Annotated in this window: 19 protein-coding genes; 11 read left to right on the forward strand and 8 right to left on the reverse strand. The window is 39.5% G+C overall.

The annotated features are described in order from the left end of the window. Positions 1 to 14: 14 nt before the first annotated feature. Complete coding sequence (locus tag J4N46_RS03590; protein ID WP_208058186.1) at positions 15 to 1184, reverse strand: leucine-rich repeat domain-containing protein; 1170 nt, start codon at positions 1182 to 1184, stop codon at positions 15 to 17. A gap of 594 nt (positions 1185 to 1778) precedes the next feature. Here J4N46_RS03590 and J4N46_RS03595 point away from each other — a divergent pair. The 8 genes from J4N46_RS03595 (at position 1779) to J4N46_RS03630 (ending at position 15897) form a co-directional block, all read left to right on the forward strand. Further along, complete coding sequence (locus J4N46_RS03595; protein WP_208058187.1) at positions 1779 to 4850, forward strand: thrombospondin type 3 repeat-containing protein; 3072 nt, start codon at positions 1779 to 1781, stop codon at positions 4848 to 4850. A gap of 460 nt (positions 4851 to 5310) precedes the next feature. Then, positions 5311 to 6465: a leucine-rich repeat domain-containing protein gene (locus J4N46_RS03600; RefSeq protein WP_236013625.1), complete on the forward strand. Its 1155-nt coding sequence runs from the start codon at positions 5311 to 5313 to the stop codon at positions 6463 to 6465. Positions 6466 to 6491: 26 nt separating this feature from the next. Further along, positions 6492 to 7679 (forward strand): leucine-rich repeat domain-containing protein, encoded by a 1188-nt coding sequence (locus J4N46_RS03605; RefSeq protein WP_208058188.1) that lies wholly within the window; start codon positions 6492 to 6494, stop codon positions 7677 to 7679. A gap of 10 nt (positions 7680 to 7689) precedes the next feature. After that, positions 7690 to 8478 carry a lipocalin-like domain-containing protein gene (locus J4N46_RS03610; protein ID WP_208058189.1) on the forward strand — a complete coding sequence of 263 codons (789 nt, stop codon included), beginning with the start codon at positions 7690 to 7692 and terminating at the stop codon, positions 8476 to 8478. Continuing rightward, positions 8469 to 10592 (forward strand): TonB-dependent receptor plug domain-containing protein, encoded by a 2124-nt coding sequence (locus tag J4N46_RS03615; RefSeq protein WP_208058190.1) that lies wholly within the window; start codon positions 8469 to 8471, stop codon positions 10590 to 10592. Before J4N46_RS03610 ends, J4N46_RS03615 begins: the two co-directional genes overlap by 10 nt. Positions 10593 to 10607: 15 nt before the next feature. Beyond that, positions 10608 to 11858, forward strand: a complete 1251-nt coding sequence (locus J4N46_RS03620; protein ID WP_208058191.1) for an HmuY family protein — start codon at positions 10608 to 10610, stop codon at positions 11856 to 11858. Positions 11859 to 11920: 62 nt separating this feature from the next. After that, positions 11921 to 15007, forward strand: a complete 3087-nt coding sequence (locus J4N46_RS03625; protein ID WP_208058192.1) for a thrombospondin type 3 repeat-containing protein — start codon at positions 11921 to 11923, stop codon at positions 15005 to 15007. Between the two features lie 11 nt (positions 15008 to 15018). Continuing rightward, positions 15019 to 15897, forward strand: a complete 879-nt coding sequence (locus J4N46_RS03630) for a PorP/SprF family type IX secretion system membrane protein (RefSeq protein ID WP_208058193.1) — start codon at positions 15019 to 15021, stop codon at positions 15895 to 15897. A gap of 72 nt (positions 15898 to 15969) precedes the next feature. Here J4N46_RS03630 and J4N46_RS03635 read toward each other — a convergent pair whose 3' ends face one another. From J4N46_RS03635 to J4N46_RS03650, 4 genes are all read right to left on the reverse strand, one after another. Next, the gene (locus tag J4N46_RS03635; RefSeq protein ID WP_208058194.1) at positions 15970 to 16770 is read right to left on the reverse strand and encodes a TrmH family RNA methyltransferase; all 801 of its coding nucleotides are present in this window, start codon (positions 16768 to 16770) and stop codon (positions 15970 to 15972) included. 1 nt (position 16771) lies between these two features. After that, positions 16772 to 16969 carry a hypothetical protein gene (locus J4N46_RS03640; protein WP_009751375.1) on the reverse strand — a complete coding sequence of 66 codons (198 nt, stop codon included), beginning with the start codon at positions 16967 to 16969 and terminating at the stop codon, positions 16772 to 16774. A gap of 547 nt (positions 16970 to 17516) precedes the next feature. Beyond that, a complete protein-coding gene (locus J4N46_RS03645) occupies positions 17517 to 18206 on the reverse strand; it encodes a hypothetical protein (protein ID WP_208058195.1) in 690 nt (229 codons plus the stop codon). A 5-nt stretch (positions 18207 to 18211) separates the two neighbouring features. Next, on the reverse strand, positions 18212 to 18685 hold the full coding sequence (locus J4N46_RS03650; protein ID WP_236013628.1) for a DUF6884 domain-containing protein: 474 nt from the start codon (positions 18683 to 18685) through the stop codon (positions 18212 to 18214). A gap of 330 nt (positions 18686 to 19015) precedes the next feature. Between J4N46_RS03650 and J4N46_RS03655 the strand changes: the two genes are divergently transcribed. The 3 genes from J4N46_RS03655 (at position 19016) to J4N46_RS12630 (ending at position 20477) form a co-directional block, all read left to right on the forward strand. Beyond that, positions 19016 to 19504 carry an SMI1/KNR4 family protein gene (locus tag J4N46_RS03655; RefSeq protein WP_009416532.1) on the forward strand — a complete coding sequence of 163 codons (489 nt, stop codon included), beginning with the start codon at positions 19016 to 19018 and terminating at the stop codon, positions 19502 to 19504. 270 nt (positions 19505 to 19774) lie between these two features. Next, the gene (locus J4N46_RS12625) at positions 19775 to 19954 is read left to right on the forward strand and encodes a hypothetical protein (RefSeq protein WP_236013631.1); all 180 of its coding nucleotides are present in this window, start codon (positions 19775 to 19777) and stop codon (positions 19952 to 19954) included. A 130-nt stretch (positions 19955 to 20084) separates the two neighbouring features. Then, positions 20085 to 20477 carry a transposase gene (locus J4N46_RS12630; protein ID WP_236013634.1) on the forward strand — a complete coding sequence of 131 codons (393 nt, stop codon included), beginning with the start codon at positions 20085 to 20087 and terminating at the stop codon, positions 20475 to 20477. A gap of 441 nt (positions 20478 to 20918) precedes the next feature. Here the strand turns inward: J4N46_RS12630 and sppA are convergent, their stop codons facing one another. From sppA to J4N46_RS03675, 3 genes are read right to left on the reverse strand one after another with little or no spacing between them, the layout of a single operon-like run. Further along, positions 20919 to 22685: a signal peptide peptidase SppA gene (sppA, locus tag J4N46_RS03665; RefSeq protein WP_208058196.1), complete on the reverse strand. Its 1767-nt coding sequence runs from the start codon at positions 22683 to 22685 to the stop codon at positions 20919 to 20921. A 36-nt stretch (positions 22686 to 22721) separates the two neighbouring features. Continuing rightward, positions 22722 to 23003, reverse strand: a complete 282-nt coding sequence (locus J4N46_RS03670; RefSeq protein ID WP_009751378.1) for a virulence protein — start codon at positions 23001 to 23003, stop codon at positions 22722 to 22724. Continuing rightward, entirely contained in the window at positions 22991 to 23200 is a 210-nt protein-coding gene (locus J4N46_RS03675; protein ID WP_009751379.1) for a hypothetical protein, read from the reverse strand. The genes J4N46_RS03670 and J4N46_RS03675 overlap by 13 nt, the downstream gene beginning before the upstream one ends. Positions 23201 to 23262 lie beyond the last annotated feature (62 nt).

A 23262-nucleotide genomic window follows, 5' to 3' on the forward strand; every position in this document is an offset into this window, starting at 1 on the left:
ACAAAAAAGGTTTATTAATGAATAGCTTTAATTAAATTTTTGATGTCCGAGCCCGAAAAATGGTTTATATACTCATCTAAATACTCAGTAGGCACTAATATTTCGCTCAATGAACCAGCTTCGCGAAAAGCATCTTCAGCAATACCAGTTTCGGGATATGCCCCCAAGAAAGTAACCTTTTTTACCCCCGAACCCTTAAATACTGCACTGCCTAAGGCTTTCAAGCTGCGTGGCAATACTACCGATTGTAAAGCGGTACATTCTTCAAACACGTTTTGATGTATGTTTTCTAACCCTTCGCCTATTTGCACATCAGTAAGCGATTTGCACTTTTCAAAGGCAGCAAATTTTATACTTTTACAGCTACCTGGTATTTTTACGGTAGTGAGCCCAGAGCAGTTGTGAAAAGCCTTTTGCTCTATCACTTCCAATCGGTTAGGCAAGTTTAGTGTAGTTAGGTACCAGCAGTTTTCAAAAGCTGTTTCGTCTATCTCGCTGAGGTTTTCGTTAAACACTACTTCCTCTAAGTAATAACATTTTTTGAAAGCCGAAGCCCCTATAGTGTTAAGCTGAGCCCCAAAAATCACCTTTTGTATTGCTTTATTTCCCGCAAAAGCAGCCACTTCTATTTTTTCTACCAAGTTGAGAGGTGTTTTGCTCATATCAATAATTTGCGATTTGTAGTTTATCCAAGCAAGGAGCGTTTTGCCGTCATTATCCAAGCGATAGTTAGGCAGTGAAGCATCAGGGTCAGTATTAGTACCCTCGTTCGGAGCACCACCTATGAGGATACCGTTACCCCAAAGATTACGCGTGCGAGGCCCGTACAATTTGCGGTTTGCAACGTCTATATACCAATCGCCCTCTTTGTATTTAGGGTCAGTATTGCTGGGAGCACCACTTCCCGAATATATTTTTGCATTCCCCACATTATCCTGTTTGCCAAAACGCCAAGGAGTACCCCAACCGCCGTTTTCAGTTTTAGGACCGTAAATTTCAGCAGTAGTTTCGTTGATATAGTAGTCGCCAATTTTCCCGTCAGAGTTTTGAGGCGGCACATTACGGCGGATAATGTCCGTACCATTTTGAATTTCTTCCCGTTCTTCTACAGGCGTTTTGCTACATTCCACAAAGGTAGCAGCGCAAAACAATGCTGTTGCAGCACAAATAATTAACTTTTTCATTGTATAATGGTTTTTAATGTTTTTATATGTTTTATTATGTTTTTTGATATTTTTCACCGCTGGCGCAAGCTTGCAGCTTCTGCCCAATTCAAAATTCAGAATTCAAAATTCAAAATTCTTTAAGAGTTTGCCAAAGTTTTTTCTCTCCTCCACTTTTTTAGAGTATCACTTTCACCACTCTCAGCGAACCTTCACCGAACCTTCAGCGAAGGATGAGCGAAAGATACACCGCTGGCGCAAGCTTGCAGCTTATGCCCAATTCAAAATTCAAAATTCAAAATTCAAAATTCTTCTCAGCGAAGGATAACCCCTCTAAAAACGCTGCAAAAGTACTGATTATTTTTATTAACACCAAATAAAACTGAATTATTTTTACTATTGTTTTCTTATCGCTTCGCTAATAATATCAAAAAAGTTAAAATTATATATAAAATTTAAGAATTTCAAATGTTAAAATTTAAACTTTAAATTCTTGAATTATTGACATTTAACAAATTTATCAATTAAAATATTTTGATTAAAATTTGTCATTCCAAAAAAATGTAATAGATTTGCAGCAATTTTATAATAATTCTAATTTACAACTAAACAAATATGACCTATAAAATCTATCAGTACTGTTGTTGGTTGTTATGCCTTACTACCACAATAGGATATACGCAAAGCTATTGGAATGAGGATGTTAGCACTCAAAGAGCCAATGCTAATATTTCTTCTCCTTACAAATATTACACCCTCAACAAAGAAGATTTTGCAAAAGCACTTCACAGTACCACCTCTCGGGCTTATAATCAGTACACTATAATTACCCTTCCTGATGGTAACGGAAATTTGGAAAAATTTAACGTAAAGCCTTCAAGCGTATTATCGCCCGAATTGGCATTGCGTTACCCCGATATAGAAACCTACCAAGGCTATGCGGTAGACAATCCCGAAAAGGCTGTAAACTTCACCTTTTCACCCGCAGGGCTGTCGGTAATATTTACCGAAGGATTTCATTATGCCTTTGTGCAGCCCACTGATAAAAAAGGCTTACACCACAAAGCCTATGTCCGCCAAATAGCAGTACCTCCTATGTACTTTGGTTGTCATATCCCAGCGCAAGCTGTTCAAGACGCCTTGCGCCGAGAGCAAACCGACTCACAAGCTCATTTCACCCAGCGCAACAATTTCCAATCGCAAAGTGTAGCTCGCACTATCAAAATAGCTGTAGTAGCCACCTATGAATATGTAAAATATTTCGGAGGCGATAAACGTGTAGCTTTGGCTCAAATAGTCTCTACCGTTCAGCGTGCTAGCCAAGTGTATAAAACACAAATGGGAATTGATTTTCAATTGGTATCGGGCGAAGAAACAATCCTAAGCAAAAAGTCAGAAAGTGCCATTTCCGATTTAGTAGAAAAAGCATCTTTAGGCTCAAATGATTGGACTGGTGCCCCTATACAAAAAATATTAGACGAAAAAGTAGGCAACTCACGCTACGATGTAGGGCACTTATTCCACGACACTTACAACCCCAATGGCAATGCAGGTTGTATAGGCTGTGTGTGTGATGACAACAATAAAGGCAAAGGTTTTTCAGCAGGCAACTTCAAAGCTTTTGAAGATTTAGATAGGTTCGATGTTGATTTCTTCTGTCACGAATTAGGACACCAAATGGGGGCAACCCACTCGTTCAACCTTTCTCGCCCTTATGAAGGATATGGAACACAAATAGAGCCCGGCAGCGGCACTACCATTATGGGTTATGCAGGTATCACAGGGGCAAATGATGTACAACCCCGCACCGATGCTTATTTCAACCACCTCAATGTAAAACAAATAGTAGATTATATCAAAAAACAAAGCTGCCCACGTTCCGAAAACTTTGAAAATAAAGCCCCTCAAATAGATAGTTTGCTGCCTTATACAATCCCTAAAGGAACTGCCTATGTACTACGAGGGCACGCTACCGATGCCGATAACGATCCCCTATATTACTCTTGGGAACAGAGCGACAACTCTAGTGCCATTAGTGCTGATAGATTTTCACCCAATAACAGTTCAGGCCCTATGGCACGCTCACTACCCCCTAATCCTTCACCCGAACGCTATATACCACGCTTATCACGCATCTTGCAAAATCAGCTTACTGAGCGCGCTCCCAACCGCAATAGCGAATGGGAAACGGTGAGTAACGTAAGCCGTAACCTCAATTGGAGCTTAATGGTAATAGATAGAAAAATGACCGCCCGCAATAGGCGCTCTGGCGATAATACCTTAGGTACTACCAGCTTTGCCAATATGAAAATAAAAGTAGTAAGTACCGCAGGCCCCTTCGAGGTAAGCTCTCATAGCCAAAAAAGCTATTGGTTCTACGGCACTACCCAAACCATTACTTGGCAAGTAGCCAATACCGACAAAGAGCCCGTAAATACTCAAAAAGTAACAATACTCTTTGCCCCCAATGGCAGCGTTTTCTCTATCACAATAGCCGCTCATATCCCTAATAATGGAGTCTATACTTTTACCGTTACCGATACCTATAGCGCCACCGCAGGACGTTATATGATTACTGCCGATGACAATATCTATTTAGCCGTCAATAAAGGAATAGTAGTAGTTAAAGAAAACGGCGATATAGACGGCGACGGCATACCCGATAACCGCGATAATTGCGTAGAAACTGCCAATCCCAACCAACAAGACACCGATAATGACGGCATTGGCGATGTATGCGATGACGATTTAGACGGCGATGGCGTGCCCAACAACCGAGACAACTGCCGCAATACGCCTAATCCTAACCAAATAGACACCGATAATGACGGCATTGGCGATGTATGCGATGACGACCGCGATGGTGACGGTGTCCCTAACGACCGCGATAACTGCCCCAATAAACCAAACCCCGACCAAAATCCTGCTATCTGTAGTGGCGACCAAGACCAAGACGGTATCTTAGACGATGACGATAACTGCCCCGCAACACCCAACCCCGACCAAAAAGATACCGATAGCGACGGCATTGGCGATGTGTGTGATGACGACCGCGATGGCGATGGTATCCCTAACGACCGCGATAACTGCCCCGACATCTCCAACCCCGACCAAACAGATACTGACGGTGACGGCATTGGCGATGCCTGCGACCCCGATGCCGATGATGATGGTATTCCCAACGAACAGGATAATTGCCCTTATATACCCAACCCAACTCAAACAGATACCGATAAAGACGGTATTGGCGATGCTTGTGATGACGACCTCGACGGCGATGGAATTCCTAATAATACCGACAATTGCCCCTCAACACCCAACCCCGACCAAAAAGATACTGATAAAGATGGTATTGGCGATGCCTGCGACCCCGACCTTGACGGTGATGGTATCCCAAACGAATATGATGAAGAACAAGATACCGTCCTAATACCCAACGCTTTTACCCCCAACGATGACGGTATTAACGATAAATTCTTTATACATAGACTTACCGCTTATCCCGAAAATAACCTGAAAATATACACTACCGAAGGAACGCTTATTTATGAAGCTCACAATTACAAAAGCCAGTGGAAAGGAATTGGTAGCAATGGGCAACGAGTACCCCGTGGGTACTATTACTACAAGCTCACCCTGAAAAAAATAAATGAAACCAAAGAAGGCTGGTTGTATATTAATTATTAAAAATAAACATTACTCTTTAGCTGTTAATCCTTAGCCTATATAGCTCGCTTCTGACGGCTAATGATTAAAGACTGACGACTAAAAATAGATTATTCGCAATAAAACTATGTTTTTGTTGCGAATAATTTATTTTTATACCCCAAACCTTTATTGTTACTTCTTGTAAAAAGATACCCCGCATAAGAAGGTGAGGTAGTCAGGTGAAAAATAGCTTATTTTTTAGTGCTAAAATTCATAGTTGATTATCAATGTTTTAACATCTTATTAAACAATACCATTCTAAATAACAGTTTTCTGATAAAAAAAGTGTTAATATATTTGTACTGTAATTAGCACCAGCTTAATTTTGTTCAATATAAATAATAATAACTATTTATACTAATTATACTGTTTGTAATGTTTTTGCTAAAACATTGCAAAAAAAATAATTTTAAAACTCAATAATATTTATCGGTTCAAAATGAAAAGATTATTAATCGGTGCAGCTATTTGCTGCACACTCACGGCAACAGTAACAAGTTGCAAAAAACAAACAATTGAAGAGCGTACCGAAGTACAAGAAGGCTCTGATATCCGCCGCGGACAAGTACCCCCAAGTAATGATGAAGGTAAGGTAGGCGACTACTATATCAACGAAACTACTTATGAAATATACGGGCCTAAAACGGCTCAAGGGTGGGGAGTAGCTGTCAAATTTGGTAGTGCTCACAATGAAAGTTCCAAAATACGCTCTGGTGCTGGTGCTCCTTCACCCAACGAAGGCTACGAAGGCGATTGGTATATAGACCTTGAAAACAAAGTACTCTACGGGCCTAAAACTTCCAACCAATGGGGAACAGGTATCTCTTTAGGCAAAAATACCAACAATGGCACAAACCAAACCCCCGATAGCGAATTGCCTAACTACCGCCTCAGCAGCGACCGCACTATACTTCTTTATTGGTCAAATCCTAAAACTCAAGTGTTGGATATGAACCAAATTGCTGAACTTGCCAATGTAGAAACAATAGCCGAAGGTGCTTTTGCCCGAAAACGCGCCTTGAAAAAAGTAACAATAGGTAATAATGTTACTAAATTTGAAGGTGCTGTATTTGAAGGCGATTTATACCTTGAAGAAATTGTCTTTGGCACACAAGGCAAATTACGAGCTATAGATGTAGATGCTTTTGCGCGTTGCTATTCATTGAAAAAAGTTACCTTGCCCAACGGATTACAACAATTAGGATACAATGCCTTTGCAGAATGTATAGGCTTGAAAGAGGTAACTGTACCAAGCTCTTGCGAGGCTATTTTGGGCTTGGCTTTTGAAAAATGTACTGCACTTACCCAAGTAACCCTTAACGAAGGATTACAACAAATACAAGAAGGCGTATTCAAAGGTTGTACTGCTTTGCAAAAAGTAGTATTCCCTGCTTCACTTACCTTAATGGGTGATAATCCTTTTGAAGACTCTAGCGTAACCGAAATTACTTTCAAAGGTGATGTGCCTCAAATGAATGGTCAATTTATCCCTGTGAATATTACCAAAATATACGTATTACCGGCTTACCTAAATAATTATAAGAACTCTCCTCACTTTGCCGAAATCAAAGATATGATTGAGCCTTTAAACTAAGTAAATCACCCTAAAAAAATCAGATGATGAAAAAAGTTATTACAGCTGCCTTATTGGGGGTGATGTTACTTACTTTGCCTACGGCTTGTGTCAAAGAAACACTTGAAAAAGTAACCGTAAAACGCGGTACCAAAATATGGCTAAACGCAGGAACTCCAGCATTAGATACTGGGCGTATAGGCGACTACTATATTGATAGACTTACAGGATTGCTCTATGGGCCTAAAGCCGAAACAGGCTGGATAGGCACACCTATCCGTTTGGTGAGTAGCCATAGCTTAGAAGAACCCAATACCATACATTCGGGTGCTACCCGCCCTGCAACAACAATAGGTAAAATAGGTGACCTTTATATTGATACTCAAGCCGTAAAACTTTACGGGCCTAAAACAGCACAAGGCTGGGGACAAGGAGTGGAAATTGGCGGAGTACCGCAAACTCCTCCCAATGATTTACCAAACTATAGGCTGAGCGAAGACGGCACAACTCTATTAGCATGGTTCAACACACAAACACTATTTATTGATATGCGCACAGATAGTCGTTTAAATAAGGTAACCGAAATCGCTGCCGGCGCATTCAGAAATGAATTAGAGTTCGGAATACCAGAGTCGTATGCCGTCCGCTCGCTTATAATCAATCGTGGAGTGAAAAAAATAGGAATGCGCGCCTTTTCGGGATTGCAATACTTAGAGGCTATTACACTACCAGGGAGCTTGCGCAAAATTGAACGCGGTATCCTTACAGGTTGCGAAAGGCTTAAGTATATCAATTTAGAAGACGGTATAGAAGAAATTGGCGAATTTGCCTTTGTGGGCTGCATAGCCGAAAGTATCAAAATACCGCATACCGTGAAAAAAATAGGACGTGATGCCTTCCACGAATGGAAAAACATTACCGAACTGAAACTGCCCGAAGGGGTAGAACAAGTAGATAGTAATGCTTTCGCTTTCTGTACTTCACTGAAGGTCATAGATCTCCCAGCAAGCTTGGGCAGAATGGGTAGTAATACACCTTTTGAACGTTGTTCCAACGTGCAAAGTGTGATTATCCGCTCCAAAACACCACCTGCTTATCCTGCTTACCACATCTCATTTGGGAATAGGGTAAATATCTACGTGCCCGATGAAAGTATAGAGACTTACAAGAATAGCGACTGGGCTTCTTATCTCGATAAAACAAAGATTAAACCTTTATCATCATTCACCCGATAAGTAAATATATATGAAAAAGAGTTTATTTATCATAGTGTTATGTGTGTTGTGCGGCTTGGTGGCTTGCAATAAAGAACAACAGCCAGAGGTAACCCCCGATGTGCCCGAAACTCCACCTCACCCCATAGTAGGTGAATGGCGTTTGATGAATATTATCAATAACAAAGATACACTTATCTTAGAAAATTGTGCCCGCAAATCATCGCTATTGTTTAAACGAGATGGAACGCTCACTCGTACCTTCTACCAAAAAACAGAAGATGACTGCAAGCCTATACCTGAAGCGCTTACTTATACGGTTACTACCAACAAGGTCGTGTTGCAAACAGACGCTAATACCGAAAATTATGACTATACCATTGTGAGCAATACACTCACGTTGGTATATAAAAACCAATCGGGAGGCGTGCAAACAAGTACTTATGAGAAAGATTACAAATATGACTTGCAAAAAGAGCTCATCGGTACTTGGTACATACACCACCTGAGGCGTGATGGCAGGTATGATTATGACTGGGTGCTTACCAATAGCAACTGCCGCAGCCAACAAAAAATTGTCTTTGACGGGAATAATATTGAAATTCACCAATATAAGATAAAAGCAGGTTGCAAGTTAGTGCTTTTTGAAGGTACTTATAGGGTATTGCCCAACTTGAGAGTTATAGAGGCTCGCTCTAAACGCTTCAATAAAGTGGGGCTTACCGAATTTGAATATACCAAAGACCAACTCATCATTTACCGTTGGGTGGGCAACGAGCTGGAAGAAGAAATCTATAAGCGTACCCCACGATGGAAGTAACAACCCTTAAAACTTGGCTGTGCATAATAGTACTGATGCCCTTAGCGGTATTAGCACAACCCAATGATGAAAAAGCCGATAAGGTAATAGATTTGCAAGAGGTGGTAGTATCTGCACAAATAGAGCCACAATCACTTAAAAAAGCAGTGCAAAACGTGCAAGTAATCAGTAGTGCCCAAATAAGCAGAATGGGCGCTACTACCCTTGCCGATGTACTCAATCAATACCTGAATATCACCATTCGCCCCGATGAGAATACGGGTAAACAAACCGTATCGCTCTTCGGTTTAGATGCTAAATACTTCAAAGTGCTGGTAGATAACGTACCCTTGGTGGGCGAAAACGGTTTTGGTAACAATACCGACCTTTCGCAGGTAAACTTGGAAGATGTAGAGCGCATAGAGATTGTAGAAGGTGCTATGGCGGTAACGCACGGGGCTAATGCTGTAACAGGAATACTGAACATCATCACCAAACGCACTACCCAACAGCAATGGCAATTGCGCTACTCATTGCAAGAGGAAGCCATCGGCAAAGAATACAATTGGGTGAATAAAGGTAAGCACTTGCAGAACTTCAAAGCTACAGCGCAACTTGCCAAAGGTTGGGTGGCTTCATTGGGTACTAACCGCACCGTGTTTAATGGCTATTACGGCGAGTTTAAAGGTAAAAATTACTTAAAAACCGATGAAAAACGTGGCTATAAGCGCAGTCCTTATGAAATGTTGCAAACCTCGGCTATGCTCTCATACCAGCGCAAAGACTTTTCGCTGTTGTACAAGTTTGAACGTATGGACAACCTCTTCAGGTTCTTCGATCGTACTGCCGAAACTACCTATAGCCCTATCTATGATGAATATACCTATGGCGATGACAGGCGCACTAAGTTTATGCGCAACTATCACCACCTGAACCTCAATGGCAAAGAAGGACTATGGCGTTACAACGCTTCTTTTTCTTATCAATATCAGGAACAAGAAGAAGATAAATTCCGCTATATGATAGAATACCAGCAGGAAATAGGACACGAAAAGCGCAAAACACAGTCTATGAATGTGTATTACAGCACCGGCTATGCCAGCCGACCGTTTGCTAACAAAAGGTATAACCTGCAAGTGGGCTATGAGCTTACGCATAATATTGGCTTTTCCGACATCAAAAACGAAGGACAAACCATCAAGCAAGTAACCAAAAATGTAGATAATTACGACCTCTATTCGGTACTGGAAGTAAATCTCACCGATAAGCTTTCATTACGACCTGGAGGGCGTTACTCTTTTCAAAAATTGTTTGATAACCAATACGCTTATTCCCTGTCGGGCAGGTATCTGTTTGGGCGTAATATAGAGTGGCGTGCTTCGGCAGGACAAGCCTACCGCACCCCTTCGTTTGAAGAGCTCTACACGCGTAACATCTTCAGCGGACACTCGTTTATAGGCAATGAAAACCTCTTACCCGAACGCTCACTCACCTTCGAGACAAATGCCAAAAAAACAACTGTCTTTGATGATAAAGGTAGCCTAACAATGGTAAATAATTTGGCATTGAGTTATAACAATATTACCAATAAAATAGAAAATGCCTTGCTCGATATAGAAAATGGTACTCCAAGTATGCAATTTATCAACGTAAGCAAATATTATAACTACAACGTGATTACTTCGCATAATTTCAAAATAAACAAATGCGAGCTATCTTTGGGGGCTTCCTTAGTATGGATAAGTCAGCAAATGAAAACCGAAAAGTTTTATACCGATGACAGGTTTTTGCTAAACCTGAATGCCAATCTTGGCGTAGCCTATCAGTTTAGTCCGCTTTTTTCGGCTGCGGCATACTATAAGTTTGTAGGGCGCGCACAACGTTGGGTAACCACTTCCACAGGCTATCAGGTAGCAGATACCGACCCCTATGGCTTTGTAGATGCTTCGGTACAGAAACTTTTCTTGCACAAGCGCTTAGAATGTTCCTTAGGAGTGCGTAACCTCCTGAATGTGGTAGATATCAATTATACACGCACTTCGCTCACAGGGCAAACTACTACGCTAAACTTCCCATTGAGTGCGGGGCGTAGCTTTTACGCAAAACTCACTTTCAACTTGAATATTAATCATTAAAAAACATCATTTCATATGAAAAAGTTTATTTTATTTATTTCAGCAATGAGTATGTTGGCAACAGTAGGTTGCAAAAACGACGAAGATACTAACGAGGTGAAAAAAACTCTCCCTACGCCCGATAAAGGTACAGTAACCAATACTGCGGCTACCAATGAAACTTCACCAGAACCGCTACCCGATGACGGCAAAGCCAATGGTTACACTACAGTTACCCCCGAAACACGCTATCTGATAACTCCCAATGTAGGCGGAGCTAACGAGCCTAACCAAGTGTACGTAGACCTTTCTACCAAAGAAACTTTTGTAGTAAAACGCGATGCTTGGGACTTGGCGTTCTATTGCGGTAATGACGACTTTCGCGTTATCCTAAACGCTTCTTTGGCAATGACTGTTAAGCCTACTGATAATGATAAATTAGAAACCTTTATTCAAAAAGATGAGTCTATGATAGTGGGTAAAGATAACACCAATCTTAATATGCCTATTGCCAATCATTATATTGACGAACCAAGTGGTTTGTTTAGAGGAAATGGAACAAAAGGTACAGGTACTGCCATTGCCCAAATAGCCGAAAGAGACCAAGACAACAAAATATACTTGCTAAATATGGGCTATACCGTTAGTGAGGTAGAACCCAAAGTAGGAGGGGTAAATACGCTGGGCGACCACCGTGGCTGGAAGAAAATTAAAATTGTACGCCACGAACAAGGGTATAAAATTACTTATGCCGATCACAATGTTTCACGCCCTGACGACTTTAAAACAATTATCGTAAAAAAAGACCCTGCTTACAATTTTGTCTTCCTAAACTTAAGCACAGGCAACTACGTACGCGTTCAACCTAAAAAGAAAAATTGGGACTTGTGCTTTACTACCTATACCAGCTGGAGAGGAGCTAACAGAGAACAAGCAAGTAACCCTGCTAATGGAGTAGCCTTTTTTCCCGATATTGTAACCGTAAATATACACGGGGGCACTCGTAACACTTTCTTCAAATACACTGATAAAGAAGAAAGAGACCGCCGTTATCCATTATATACTAAAGAAAAAGCATTGAAAGTGAATTTTAATGATGAAAAATACAATAACCAAATGTATTTTGGTAGAGTTTGGCGTGACCCTATTAACGATAAATTGCGTGATGACCTTATTTTTGTAGTGAAAGATAACAACGAAAACTATTTCAAAATAAAGATGCTGGGCTATAAAAATGATGAAGGCAAACGTGGTTATCCATCATTTGAGTATGAACTACTGAAATAAGAGCGTAATTTTGGCAAAGTTTTTGCGGCAAAAATATTCGTAATATATAAATAATAGTATCGATGTACAGATTAGCAATTATCATTTACTTCCTATGCCTAGGAAGTGTATTGGCGCAAGGGTACTGGCAGCCGCTTGACGGTAGCTCACGGCGTACCCACAACAATAGCCCACAAGCAGAAGGCTATTACTACTATTCTCTTGATAAAAAGCTCTTTGGAAAAGCTTTACACGACCGAAGCTCCCAGCGTGGCGAGTATATCAGCGTGCAATTGCCTAATGGCAAAGGCGAATTTGAGATGTTTCAGGTAAAGAAAATACAAGTGCTTTCCCCCGAAATGGCAGCCAAGTATCCTAAAATTGAATCCTATGCAGGCTATTCGGCTACCAACCCCACCAAAGAGGTGAGCTTTACCTATTCACCCGCAGGCTTAACTGTGATGTTTAGCGATGATTTAGACTTCTCATTTGTGCAAGCCGATGACAAAAAAGGCAAACGCTATAAGGCTTACAACCGCTCGGCTGCACAAGAGGCAATGCGCTTCACTTGTAACACTACAACCCAAGGTGGCGCTGCGATAAACACTCACGAAGACAACGATGGGCTCACTCAGCGTTCCCACACAGCACGTAACGACTATAGTTCGGGTAATAAGTTGCGAAAAATACGTATCGCTATTGCTACTACCCACAACTATACCCAACGCTTCGGTACAAAGGCTGCTACATTGGCACAGTTAGTATCGGCAGTGCAACGCGTAAACCAAGTGTATAGACGACAAATGTCTATAGAATTTCAGTTGGTATCAGGTGAAAATATAATCATTGATAACAAATCAGACGATGTGTTTGAGGGAAGGCTTAATATGTATTGGACAGGGAAGCCTCTGCAAGACTTTTTGGATACCAAAGTGGGCTCTGCCAACTACGATGTAGGGCACGTTTTTGACAATACAACCAGAGCTAATGGTAATGCAGGCTGTATAGGCTGTATATGCGAGGCTGGCAAAAAAGGTGGTGGTTTCTCTGCGGGTGATGTGAGCGTGGGGCAAGATTTAGATAGATTTGATATCGATTTCTTTGCGCACGAGTTAGGACACCAAATGGGTGCTAACCACGTGCATAACCTCAATGGAGAAAGATCGGGAGTGCAAGTAGAACCTGGTAGTGGCTCTACCATTATGGGCTATGCAGGTATATCAGGAGCCGATGATGTGCAACCTCGCTCGGATGCTTACTTCAACCACGTAAACGTAAAGCAAATTATGGAGCATATGAAAACACGCCCTTGCCTTACGGTTACTCCCCTAAGCAACACCCCTCCCGAAATAGGCGATTTGCCTGAATATACCATCCCTAATGGTACAGCTTATTTGCTAAAAGCTACCGCTACCGATACCGATAACGATGACCTTTACTACACTTGGGAGCAAGAAGACGATGCTAATGGCTCTATTAGCTATGAAGTGTTCTCATCAGTTAATAAAAAAGGACCTTTAACACGTGCTATACCACCTACTCGTTCCAACGAGCGTTATGTACCTCGCTTCTCTCAAATATTAGAGGGCAAGCTCACCCAGCGCAACCCTACTAATCGTAGTTCGTGGGAAACAGTAGCTACTGTAAAACGTTCAATGAAATGGGCTTTCGTGGTTTCCGATAGAAAATTTGGAGGCGACCGTGCCGACCGCGATACCGACCAAACCGCTGGTAGCACCGTTTACAGCACTACAACTATAAACGTAGCCGAAGCAGGACCCTTCGAAATTACTTCTCAGAAAAAAGATGCTTATTGGTTCTTCGGTACTACCCAAACCATTACTTGGAACGTAGCCGATACCGATAAAGCTCCCATAAACACCCGAAGTGTTACTATCTACTTTGCTTTAGATGGTCAAAACTTCAATAAAACAATTGCCGAAAATATCCCTAATACAGGTTCTTATACCTTTACAGTTACTAGTACATTGGCTACTCGGCAAGGTAGAATAATGATTAAGCCTGTAGGAAATATTTACTTGGCAGTAAACCAAGGTGAAAAGGTAATCGTGAAGATAGATGAAGATACCGATAATGATGGCTTATTAGATAGCCAAGACAACTGTATCTTTGTTGCCAATTCCAACCAAGCCGACAGCGATGGTGATGGCATAGGCGATGTGTGCGATAACGACCGCGATGGTGATGGTGTGCCCAACGCCAACGATAACTGCCCCGATACCCCTAATGCCGACCAATTGGATACCGATAGTGATGGTATAGGCGATGCTTGTGATGACGATGATGATGGTGATGGAGTCTTAGACGTGGATGACAATTGCCCTAAAGTTGCAAATTCAGGTCAAGAAGATGCTAACCACGATGGTATAGGCGATGTATGTAGTGATGACCGCGATAATGACGGTATCAAAAATAACAACGATAACTGCCCCGATAAACCTAACCCCAACCAGTCTGATATAGACGGAGATGGTATAGGCGATGAGTGTGACTCCGATATGGATAATGACGGTGTACTTAACGGACAAGATAATTGCTCTAAAGTATCCAACTCTTCCCAAACAGATACTGACGGAGATGGTATAGGCGATGCTTGTGATGACGATGATGACGGTGATGGAGTCTTAGACGTGAATGACAATTGCCGCACAGTAGCCAATCCAGACCAAGCCGACCTTGATGGTGACGGCATAGGCGATGTTTGTGATGACGATATGGATGGTGATGGTATCCCTAACGACCAAGATAACTGCCCTCGTACTCCTAATACAGACCAAGCCGACACCGATAAAGATGGTATAGGCGATGCCTGCGACCCCGATATTGATGGTGATGGAGTAGCTAATGCACAAGACGATACCCCTAATGAGATAGTACTTATCCCTAATGCCTTTACCCCTAATGGTGATGGTATCAATGACAGATTGTACATTCGCCGTGTGTCGTTCTACCCCAATAACAACCTGAAAATATATAATGGTAACCAACAGTTAGTGTATGAAAAGAGTGGTTATAATAGTCAGAATGAAAATGAAGGCTGGGACGGTATAGGTATTGACGGTAAGAAAGTGCCACAAGGTAGCTATTACTACAAATTTACTATAGCTGGTAAAACTACCCTCGAAGGTTGGATATATATTAATTATTAACCCCATATAAAATGAAGAAAATATTATTATTATCAGTAACAATGTGCTATGTGTGGCTTGCCAAAGCCCAAGAAACTAACTATGTGTTTTATCACCAATTGCAAAACGTGGTGAATCCTGCAGCTGCAGGTGCCGAGAAGGGGCATACTTTCTTGCTTAACCTTCGCAATCACTTGCAGGGCTCTGATAACCACCAATTGCAATCCTTTAACACCACCCACCGCATTACCAATAATGTAAAACTCGGTGCTCAGGTAGTAAACCAAAAAGTGTTTGTGCAACGTCAAACTGCTATCTATGCCGATTTTGCTTATGGTCTTGCTATTGATAGTGTATCTACACTGCAATTGGGACTAAAAGCTGGGGGCGACCTATTTAATATTGACGCTACCCGTTTTAGAACTTTCAACCCTCAAAACGACCCTTATTTGCAAGGCGTTTCAGGAAAGTTCCAACCCAATGTAGGGGTAGGGGTCTATTACCAAGCTCACAAATGGTACGCAGGTTTATCAGTGCCTAATTTATTGGCTTCCGATAAAACTAAGGTAGAAAACGAGGTAGTAACTTCCGTTTCATCTCAAATGGTGTTCTATGCTCAAGGAGGGTATTACTATACACTCACCCCCGATTTTACCTTGCGCCCTAGTTTGCAAGCTTCAATTACCCAAGGCGGAGAGGCACAAGCTAATATCACTGCAGCGCTATTGTACCGCAATGTGTTAGACGCAGGGCTTACTTATCGCAGTCTCAATACGATGAATATTTATGCGTTATTCAATATCCCTAAATATTACGTATCAGTGGGTTATGGTTTTGAAACCGTCTTCCAAGAAGGACTTAACGCCAAATTGAAGAATACACACGAATTTGTTCTGAAAGTTACTTTTTAACAAAGAAGACCAATAACAAAGCTGCCCAGAAAGTCGCAAGACCTTCTGGGCAGCTTTTATGATTCTAAACAATTACGCTTTGCGTTGTCGTTTGGCTTCAAATATAAGTACGGCAGCCGCTACCGATACATTCATAGAGTCTATTACACCCTCCATAGGAATAATGATATTCTGAGTGCTTTGCTCCAGCCATTCATCGGTAAGCCCTTCATCTTCAGTGCCTACTACTATAGCGGTACGCCCTTTGAGTGATACTTCGTAATAAGGCTTCGATGCCGTAAGTGCCGCACAATAACTATTGATGTGCTTTGTTTGCAAAAAGTTTAGCACTTCGGCAGTAGTGCCCATCGCTATTGGCACGGTAAACACACAACCTACACTAGAACGTATGATATTAGGGTTATAAAGGTCGGTTTTGGGGTTAGCGATAATAACACCATCTATATGAGCCGCATCAGCGGTACGCAATAGGGCACCTATATTCCCCGGTTTTTCGGGGGCTTCGGCTACCAATAGCAGCAAATCCTCCTTGTCGGCTATAAAACCCTCTAAGTTGTGGTTTTTAGTATGTGCTACCGCTATAATCCCCTCGGTTGAGGAACGATAACTGAGCTTGGCATACACCTCTTTGCTGATAGCAATTACCTCAGTAGGCTTATGATATGTAGTTAGTAGTTCTTGTAAGACACTTTCACTTAGCAATTCAGGCTGATAGAGTATTGTTTGTAGCTCGTAGCCACCCCGTATAGCCAATTGTACTTCACGCAAGCCCTCAATTACGCATAATCCTTCTTTTTTACGCACTCGCGACTTCTCGGCAAGCTGCAGCAACTTCTTTACAAAAGGGTTCTGCGCACTAATGATTTCCTTCATTTTATTTTTCTATCAGTGTTACACACTGCATCAGTTCAGGTTTATTTTTAGTATAAACGTTTAGCCATTCTTTGAGTTCTTCTACCTCATAAGGCAATAGTGAATTAACGGCTTTTTTAAGCTCTCTGTAGAACAAGTTGGGATCAAAACTTACTTTTGAAAGAATCAACTTGGTATATTCAATCATAGGTCGTTTCATAATACTTACTTTTTAAATTTCTACTGTACAAATGTACATCTTTCTTTTTTAAAAAGCAAATATTTTCTGTTAATTTTTTTTGCTGATTAACAGTGCAAAGCAGCTAAAACTTTCTCCTACTATCTTTTATATCCAACCTACCTTAACCAAAACACCACTTAACACAATGTTAGGCGGTGTTTTTGTTATAAGGTTATTATAGTCTATTTAGCACTTATATAACTCTGATAAGTAGGAAGCAATGCCTTATAAGCCGTTACACTACTTGCAGGCACATAGATATGCTGAATCCTATTCTCTTCAAAAATAGTTTTACTATTCTTATCACTTTTTATCGGAGGTGTAGTTCCTTCAAAAGTAATGCTAGTAAGACGATTATTCCAAAAAACTCATTCTTTTATTTCTTTAACTGTAGCAGGTATAGTAAGGGTAGCTAATTTATTGTTGCCAAAAGCATTTTTGCCAATTACCTGTACACTATTATGGGGTTTCGGGGGCTGCCCCTTTGTTAAACTAGTCCGCTAATAATTTTTTGAATTCAAAAAAATTATACCTCTACAATAGTATAATAAAATTCTATATCTTTATTTTTAACTTTATCCCACTTTTTGATAGTATATTCATTATCTAACCATATAGCAGAAAGTCTGCGTTTAGTAGACTCTGCTACCTCACCTACCCAATCTAATTTACCTTTATGCTTTATATCTTCCTCCATTGTAAATGTTTTTGAAGCTCCTCTAGGTGTATTAGTATAACTTTGGTCATTAGTCATAAAAATACAAAAACCTGCAACTATATTAGGCGTGAAATATTTTTTTACTACTTCTAATCGCTCTACATCTTTCCAAAAAGAGTATCTACCTATATTTTGGGCTGCCTGATTTTTTAAAAATTCTATACCTTCTATCTTTTTTCCAAAACGTTCCAAAAAACCTTTATTTTTTTCAACTAATTTTGTTTTATACTTAAGTTCTATAGGGTAAAAACTTCCATCTTTTTCAACTACAATATCAATTCTAATGTCTGTTTCTACTTTAGAACTATCATCCATAGTATTTAAATATAAGATTGAAGCAGGAAGTGAATATTCTAAGAAAATATTATCGTAATAATTCTTATCTTTCAAAAAACTTGCTAAATGCATTTGAAAGTCACGTTCATTGTGAAAGAAATTCTTCTCTTGCTTTAAAAACTCTTCTATATGATTCTTTACTGTTTTATTATAAAATGTCATTTCATCTATTTATTAAATTCTTGTTCTAATCTATTTATCTCTTCATTCAAAGTTCTAAGTCGCACTCCTTGTTTTTGCCCTTTTAGGGGTAATTCTATATTCTCTAATCCTTTTATTTGTTTTAGATAATTCTCTCCTGCCAAAATGATAAACTTATCATTTTTTAAATCTGCCACTTGCTCTAATTGTGCTATCACCTTTTTACCCCAAGCCTTTTTTTCTTCAGATGACATATCTTTTATAGAAATATCATAGTACTCTACTTTATTTTCAAGCCCTAATAAATGATATTTATCTGAAAGAATATAGATAGCATCAGGCTTTCTTAATTCAGCATACCTTTTTCCTTTTTTAAATAAACTACTTGTATACAAATCCTTTGCCCTAACTTTTACTTGTGTTTTCTGTTTCTTTTTTGAGCAAGGTATCAATACAATTGTTTTTTTCTTTGCACAGGGCACTAATACTATTTCTGCCATATTATCCTTAATATATTGAAGCTGTTTAAACTTTTTCCTATAATAAAGTAAAAGTTCTCGAAAATTAGTAATTTTGTGTTTGAGAAAAAAGAACACCAAAATTCAGGAACTCTGTGCAAAGATACAATAATTCATTGGATTATTAGTTTTTTAAGTGTAGAAAATTTAATAAAGGAGTGCAACCAGATGTTTATTTTCTTGATGTAACTTGAAATAGAATGTTCCTATTAGATTTTATCTCCAAGTTTCTCAAAAATTTTATGCCCAAAAACATTGACCCAAATACTTCATTGCAAAAAAAATAGTATCTTTGCAAAAAAATAGAAAACCATGAGCACATTCCAAGAAAACCTTACAATACTACAAAACCTATTGCAACAAAGTGCAGGAAAGCCTATTCATTATGGCAATGAAATGTATCGCTTTACCCAACAAGCAAAGGTTACCGAGGAAGAACTTGCCAGCTTTGAACAACAATATAACGTTCGCCTACCTGAGGACTTCAAAACTTTCCTCCTTACCTTGGGGGCTTGCACTCTTTTTGAAGACGAAAGAGGTTTTTCCGACCAGTTCTATGCACCAGAACAATGGGAATCCTATGCTAAAGAGGTCTTCGAGGGGACAGGTGTCTATTTATTCCCTCATATCCTTTTAGTCTGCTATCCCAATGTAGGTCATCAGGCAGGATTTGTATTGGGCGAAGAAGATCAGTTTGGGGTGTTCTATTCTGATGTTCCTCCTGAGGAATGGGAAGAGGATACGGATCTTATGCCTTTCTCTCAGTGGCTTGAAGAAGAAATGGAAATTTGTAAAGGATGAAAAATATTTTGCTATTTAAAATAATAGCATTATCTTTGTAGGCATAAAGGAGAATTTTATGAAGTATTCAGAGTTGGAAAAAATACTACGGGAAGCTGGTTGTTATGATACAAACAAACAGGCTAATGGGCATCCTGTATGGTATAGTCCTATTACAAATAAAAAATTCAGATTAAGTAATCGAAGCTGTTTAAACTTTTTAGAGAAGTAAAAGTTCCCTAAAATTAGTAATTTTGTGTTTAGAAAAAAGAACACTAAAATTCAGGAACTTTGGGCAGAGATACAATAAATAAATGGATTATTTCCTTTTTAAGTGTAGGAAAAAGAGGATTTAAAAGTAATTTTGATTTAGCTTCAATATTTTTATTGATTCTCAAGAGATTAAAAACAGGGGTACAATGGAGAGAACTTCCAATTGAAAGCTATTTTGAAAAAGGTGAAATCTCTTAGCAAAATGTCTATTACTACTTCAACAAATGGAGTAAAGACGGTAGCTTTCAGCGAATATGGTTAAATCTATTAAGCAAAAAAAAAATCTGTAACCACAAATAGCATTTTTTTGTGTGATAATAAAGGGCAAATGATAGCAATGGGGAGTCCTAAAGCAGGAAATCACAATGACTTATATGAAATAGAAGAAGTACTAAAAGAAATCTTAGCTTTTTTAGAAGAAGCAGGAATAGAACACAAAGGACTGTTTCTCAATGCTGATGCAGGATTTGATAGCAAATCTTTTAGAGAGTTTTTAGAAAGCAAAGAAATTATAGCAAATATTAAACCTAATCCCCGAAATGGAGAGCAACCAGATGTTTATTTTGATGAAGAATTGTACAAAAATAGGTTTAAGATTGAACAAGCAAATGGTTGGCTTGACGGATATAAAGGTTTGATAATGAGATATGAGTATCTTGATGTAACTTGGATTGGAATGCTTTTATTAGGGTTTATCTCCAAGTTCCTCAAAAAAGTTTAAACACGTTTATTTTAATAAAATATAGTATGACGATTGTAAGTTATAAACTTTAAGGCATAACTATAATAAAACAATGACAAAATATTATCATACTAACCAATAGAATAAAAAATCTAGCACAAAATTACATCTCCCTACAAAAATATAAAAGTCCAATCCTTTACAATAATTGTGTAACTTCCAGTAGTAAGTGCAATTTTTTAGGAGTTCTTTATAGTTTAGCAAAAAAACTAAATTTTGGAATAGTAGAAAGCCTAATCAAAAACTTTAGTTAACCTGAGTTCAGCCTAAGAAAAGTAGATTTTTATAAATAAAAAAAGATAGTTTTAGTAACTTTATAGTTTGAAAAACAAAAGTTTAACTAAAAACTATCCTTAGTTTTTTTTGAGTTATAGCTGATTTTTAAAAAACTCGTTGCAGCCTAAATCAAACACACCTCAATTATCGTATGTTCAGGTCGTATTCCATACGCGCTTGTATACCCCGCTGATTGCTAATGCGTTTCACTTGCTGGTAAATTTGGTAAGCAGGAGCACCCATCTCTTGGCGCAAGTTTTCGCCCATTAGGCGTACCCCAAAACGCTTGAATACATCTTTGAAATCCATTTCAAATACAGGGTACGATATTGTTTTGTAGTCTTTTAGTCCGTTTTCTTTAGCAGCGTAGACAATTACATCGTTTAGGCTGCCTATTTCGTCCACCAAGCCTTTGGCAAGTGCCTCTTTGCCGCTCCATACCCTGCCTTGTGCAATGCTATCTATTTGAGCAGTCGTTTTGCCACGCCCTTGTGCCACTCGGTCTAAGAATATGCTGTATATCTGCTCTATAGATTCGGTCATCTCTTTGCGAAACTGCTCCGTAGGTTTTTGAAAGCTGCTGTACAGTTGTGCATTGGGGTGAGTAGCTACAGTTTCAGCACTGATGCCCCAATTTTTAGCCAGCGTGCTCACATTGGGTATTACGCCAAATACCCCTATAGAGCCTGTAATAGTCCCCTCTTCGGCAAAAATCTTATCAGCAGCACAAGCAATGTAATAACCGCCCGAAGCCGCATAGTTCCCCATCGAAACGTATACGTTTTTCTTAGCCTTAGCCAAGCCAATTTCGCGATGCATCAGTTCCGAAGCAAACGCATCACCACCAGGCGAGTTGATACGCAACACAATAGCCTTTACTTCCTCATTATCAGTAGCTTTTCGCAGTGCCTCAATAATAGTTTCATCGCCAATAACGCCCGAGCGTCCTTGTCCCTGCATAATTTCACCATCGGCATAAATTACCGCTATTAGCTCTTTTTTCTTGCTTGTGTCAGGTTTTATTACCGCTTCGGCATAATCTTCTATGGTAATAAAATTGACGTCTTTAATATCTTCTTCACCCACCTTTTCGCAAATGATTTTTTCAAACTCATCGCGGTATAGCAAGCTATCTACCAAGCCGTTTTGCTCAGCCAAAACAGCCGTTCTACCCCCCAATTGGGTAGTGATTTCATTCACTTTTTCTACGGTCATTCCTCTGCTTTCGGCAATACCAGTAGCCAATACGTCCCACATAGCTTTCAGCAGCTCGGTAGTTTGCAAGCGGTTATTGTCACTCATTTGGTTTTCCAAGAAAGGTTCTACCGCACTTTTGTATTTGCCGTGACGGATAACTTCCATTTTCACCCCCGTTTTTTCTTGCAAATCTTTAAAAAATAAGATTTCAGAAGAGAGACCACGCAGGTTTACACTTCCCAGAGGGTGCAGATAAATCTTGTCGGCAACCGTTTGTAGGTAGTAATCCAGCTGAGAGATGTCGTTGTTATAAGCCAATACAAACTTACCCGAAGTTTTAAAGTCCTGCAAGGCTTTTCTCAGTTCTTGGGCAAAAGCCACGCCCCCAAGGTTACCCTCGCTTTTTAGGACAATACCCTTGATATGTTTGTCGGTTTTAGCGTTTTTGATAGCTCTTAGCACAGAGTTAAGTCCGTTGTATTCTTCGTTAGTAATATCAAAGTCTTTGAAGAACACCCGTTCGCCGTAATCAACCAAAGGTTCACTTAGCGAGAGTTCTAATACCGAATTGTCTTCAATGCTAATGGTCTCTTTGCTACTGCCCATTACTGTGCCCGCCATTATAGAGATAAAGAGTAAGAAGAAGATAAAGCATACCGCTATAGCGATAAAAAAGCCTAATATAGAGGCTAATAAAGTTTTAAAGAAATTCATATATAATATATTACAGATTAAGTAAGGTTTTATGTGTTAAATAGTTAGTTTAAATTCTTCGGTAAAGTCCGAATAATCTTCTATTTTGAAAGCACGTATATCTCTTACAGATAGACAAAACCAACGTAAATTTTTTAGACTTTGTATAGCGCGAAAAAGCACCTTTAAATTTCCTTCAGTGGCATAGGTACTTCCTTGTATCCAGAAAAAACCATTTTCCTCTAAGACCTTTTTTACTTCTGCATAAGCATTGTTATAAGGGTCTTTGTAATGTTTTTTTAATTCAGAAATAATCAAGTCGAATGCTATAGCGTACATAATTCTAATGCTTCTAAAGATTTGAACATATCTTCTTTTTCAAAGAAAAGTTCCCCACTGTCAGTTTTTACATTGATAACAATCCCTACAAAAGGATTGTTATCTATTTGAGTGATAGTCGCTTCCACCCAGTCTGTTTTATTTGTTAGCTGCGGCGACACCCATACCCGTTGCCCTACTTTAAATTTACTTTTCATATTCTCAGCAAATCTTATTTTATTGGCGCAAAGGTAGTAAAATTTAGCAAATAAACAAATTC

This window comes from Capnocytophaga bilenii (assembly GCF_017565765.1).
Lineage (GTDB): Bacteria > Bacteroidota > Bacteroidia > Flavobacteriales > Flavobacteriaceae > Capnocytophaga > Capnocytophaga bilenii.

Excerpts from the sequence above, each read along its gene's own strand:
- J4N46_RS03620 (WP_208058191.1), top strand. The coding sequence starts at position 10,608 with ATGAAAAAGTTTATTTTATTTATTTCAGCAATGAGTATGTTGGCAACA.
- J4N46_RS03610 (WP_208058189.1), top strand. The coding sequence starts at position 7,690 with ATGAAAAAGAGTTTATTTATCATAGTGTTATGTGTGTTGTGCGGCTTG.
- J4N46_RS03605 (WP_208058188.1), top strand. The coding sequence starts at position 6,492 with ATGAAAAAAGTTATTACAGCTGCCTTATTGGGGGTGATGTTACTTACT.
- J4N46_RS03655 (WP_009416532.1), top strand. The coding sequence starts at position 19,016 with ATGAGCACATTCCAAGAAAACCTTACAATACTACAAAACCTATTGCAA.
- J4N46_RS03595 (WP_208058187.1), top strand. The coding sequence starts at position 1,779 with ATGACCTATAAAATCTATCAGTACTGTTGTTGGTTGTTATGCCTTACT.
- J4N46_RS03625 (WP_208058192.1), top strand. The coding sequence starts at position 11,921 with ATGTACAGATTAGCAATTATCATTTACTTCCTATGCCTAGGAAGTGTA.
- J4N46_RS03645 (WP_208058195.1), bottom strand. The coding sequence starts at position 18,206 with ATGACATTTTATAATAAAACAGTAAAGAATCATATAGAAGAGTTTTTA.
- J4N46_RS12630 (WP_236013634.1), top strand. The coding sequence starts at position 20,085 with ATGATAGCAATGGGGAGTCCTAAAGCAGGAAATCACAATGACTTATAT.
- J4N46_RS03600 (WP_236013625.1), top strand. The coding sequence starts at position 5,311 with ATGAAAAGATTATTAATCGGTGCAGCTATTTGCTGCACACTCACGGCA.
- J4N46_RS03640 (WP_009751375.1), bottom strand. The coding sequence starts at position 16,969 with ATGAAACGACCTATGATTGAATATACCAAGTTGATTCTTTCAAAAGTA.
- J4N46_RS03615 (WP_208058190.1), top strand. The coding sequence starts at position 8,469 with ATGGAAGTAACAACCCTTAAAACTTGGCTGTGCATAATAGTACTGATG.
- J4N46_RS03675 (WP_009751379.1), bottom strand. The coding sequence starts at position 23,200 with ATGAAAAGTAAATTTAAAGTAGGGCAACGGGTATGGGTGTCGCCGCAG.
- J4N46_RS03635 (WP_208058194.1), bottom strand. The coding sequence starts at position 16,770 with ATGAAGGAAATCATTAGTGCGCAGAACCCTTTTGTAAAGAAGTTGCTG.
- J4N46_RS03650 (WP_236013628.1), bottom strand. The coding sequence starts at position 18,685 with ATGGCAGAAATAGTATTAGTGCCCTGTGCAAAGAAAAAAACAATTGTA.
- J4N46_RS03630 (WP_208058193.1), top strand. The coding sequence starts at position 15,019 with ATGAAGAAAATATTATTATTATCAGTAACAATGTGCTATGTGTGGCTT.
- sppA (WP_208058196.1), bottom strand. The coding sequence starts at position 22,685 with ATGAATTTCTTTAAAACTTTATTAGCCTCTATATTAGGCTTTTTTATC.
- J4N46_RS03590 (WP_208058186.1), bottom strand. The coding sequence starts at position 1,184 with ATGAAAAAGTTAATTATTTGTGCTGCAACAGCATTGTTTTGCGCTGCT.
- J4N46_RS03670 (WP_009751378.1), bottom strand. The coding sequence starts at position 23,003 with ATGTACGCTATAGCATTCGACTTGATTATTTCTGAATTAAAAAAACAT.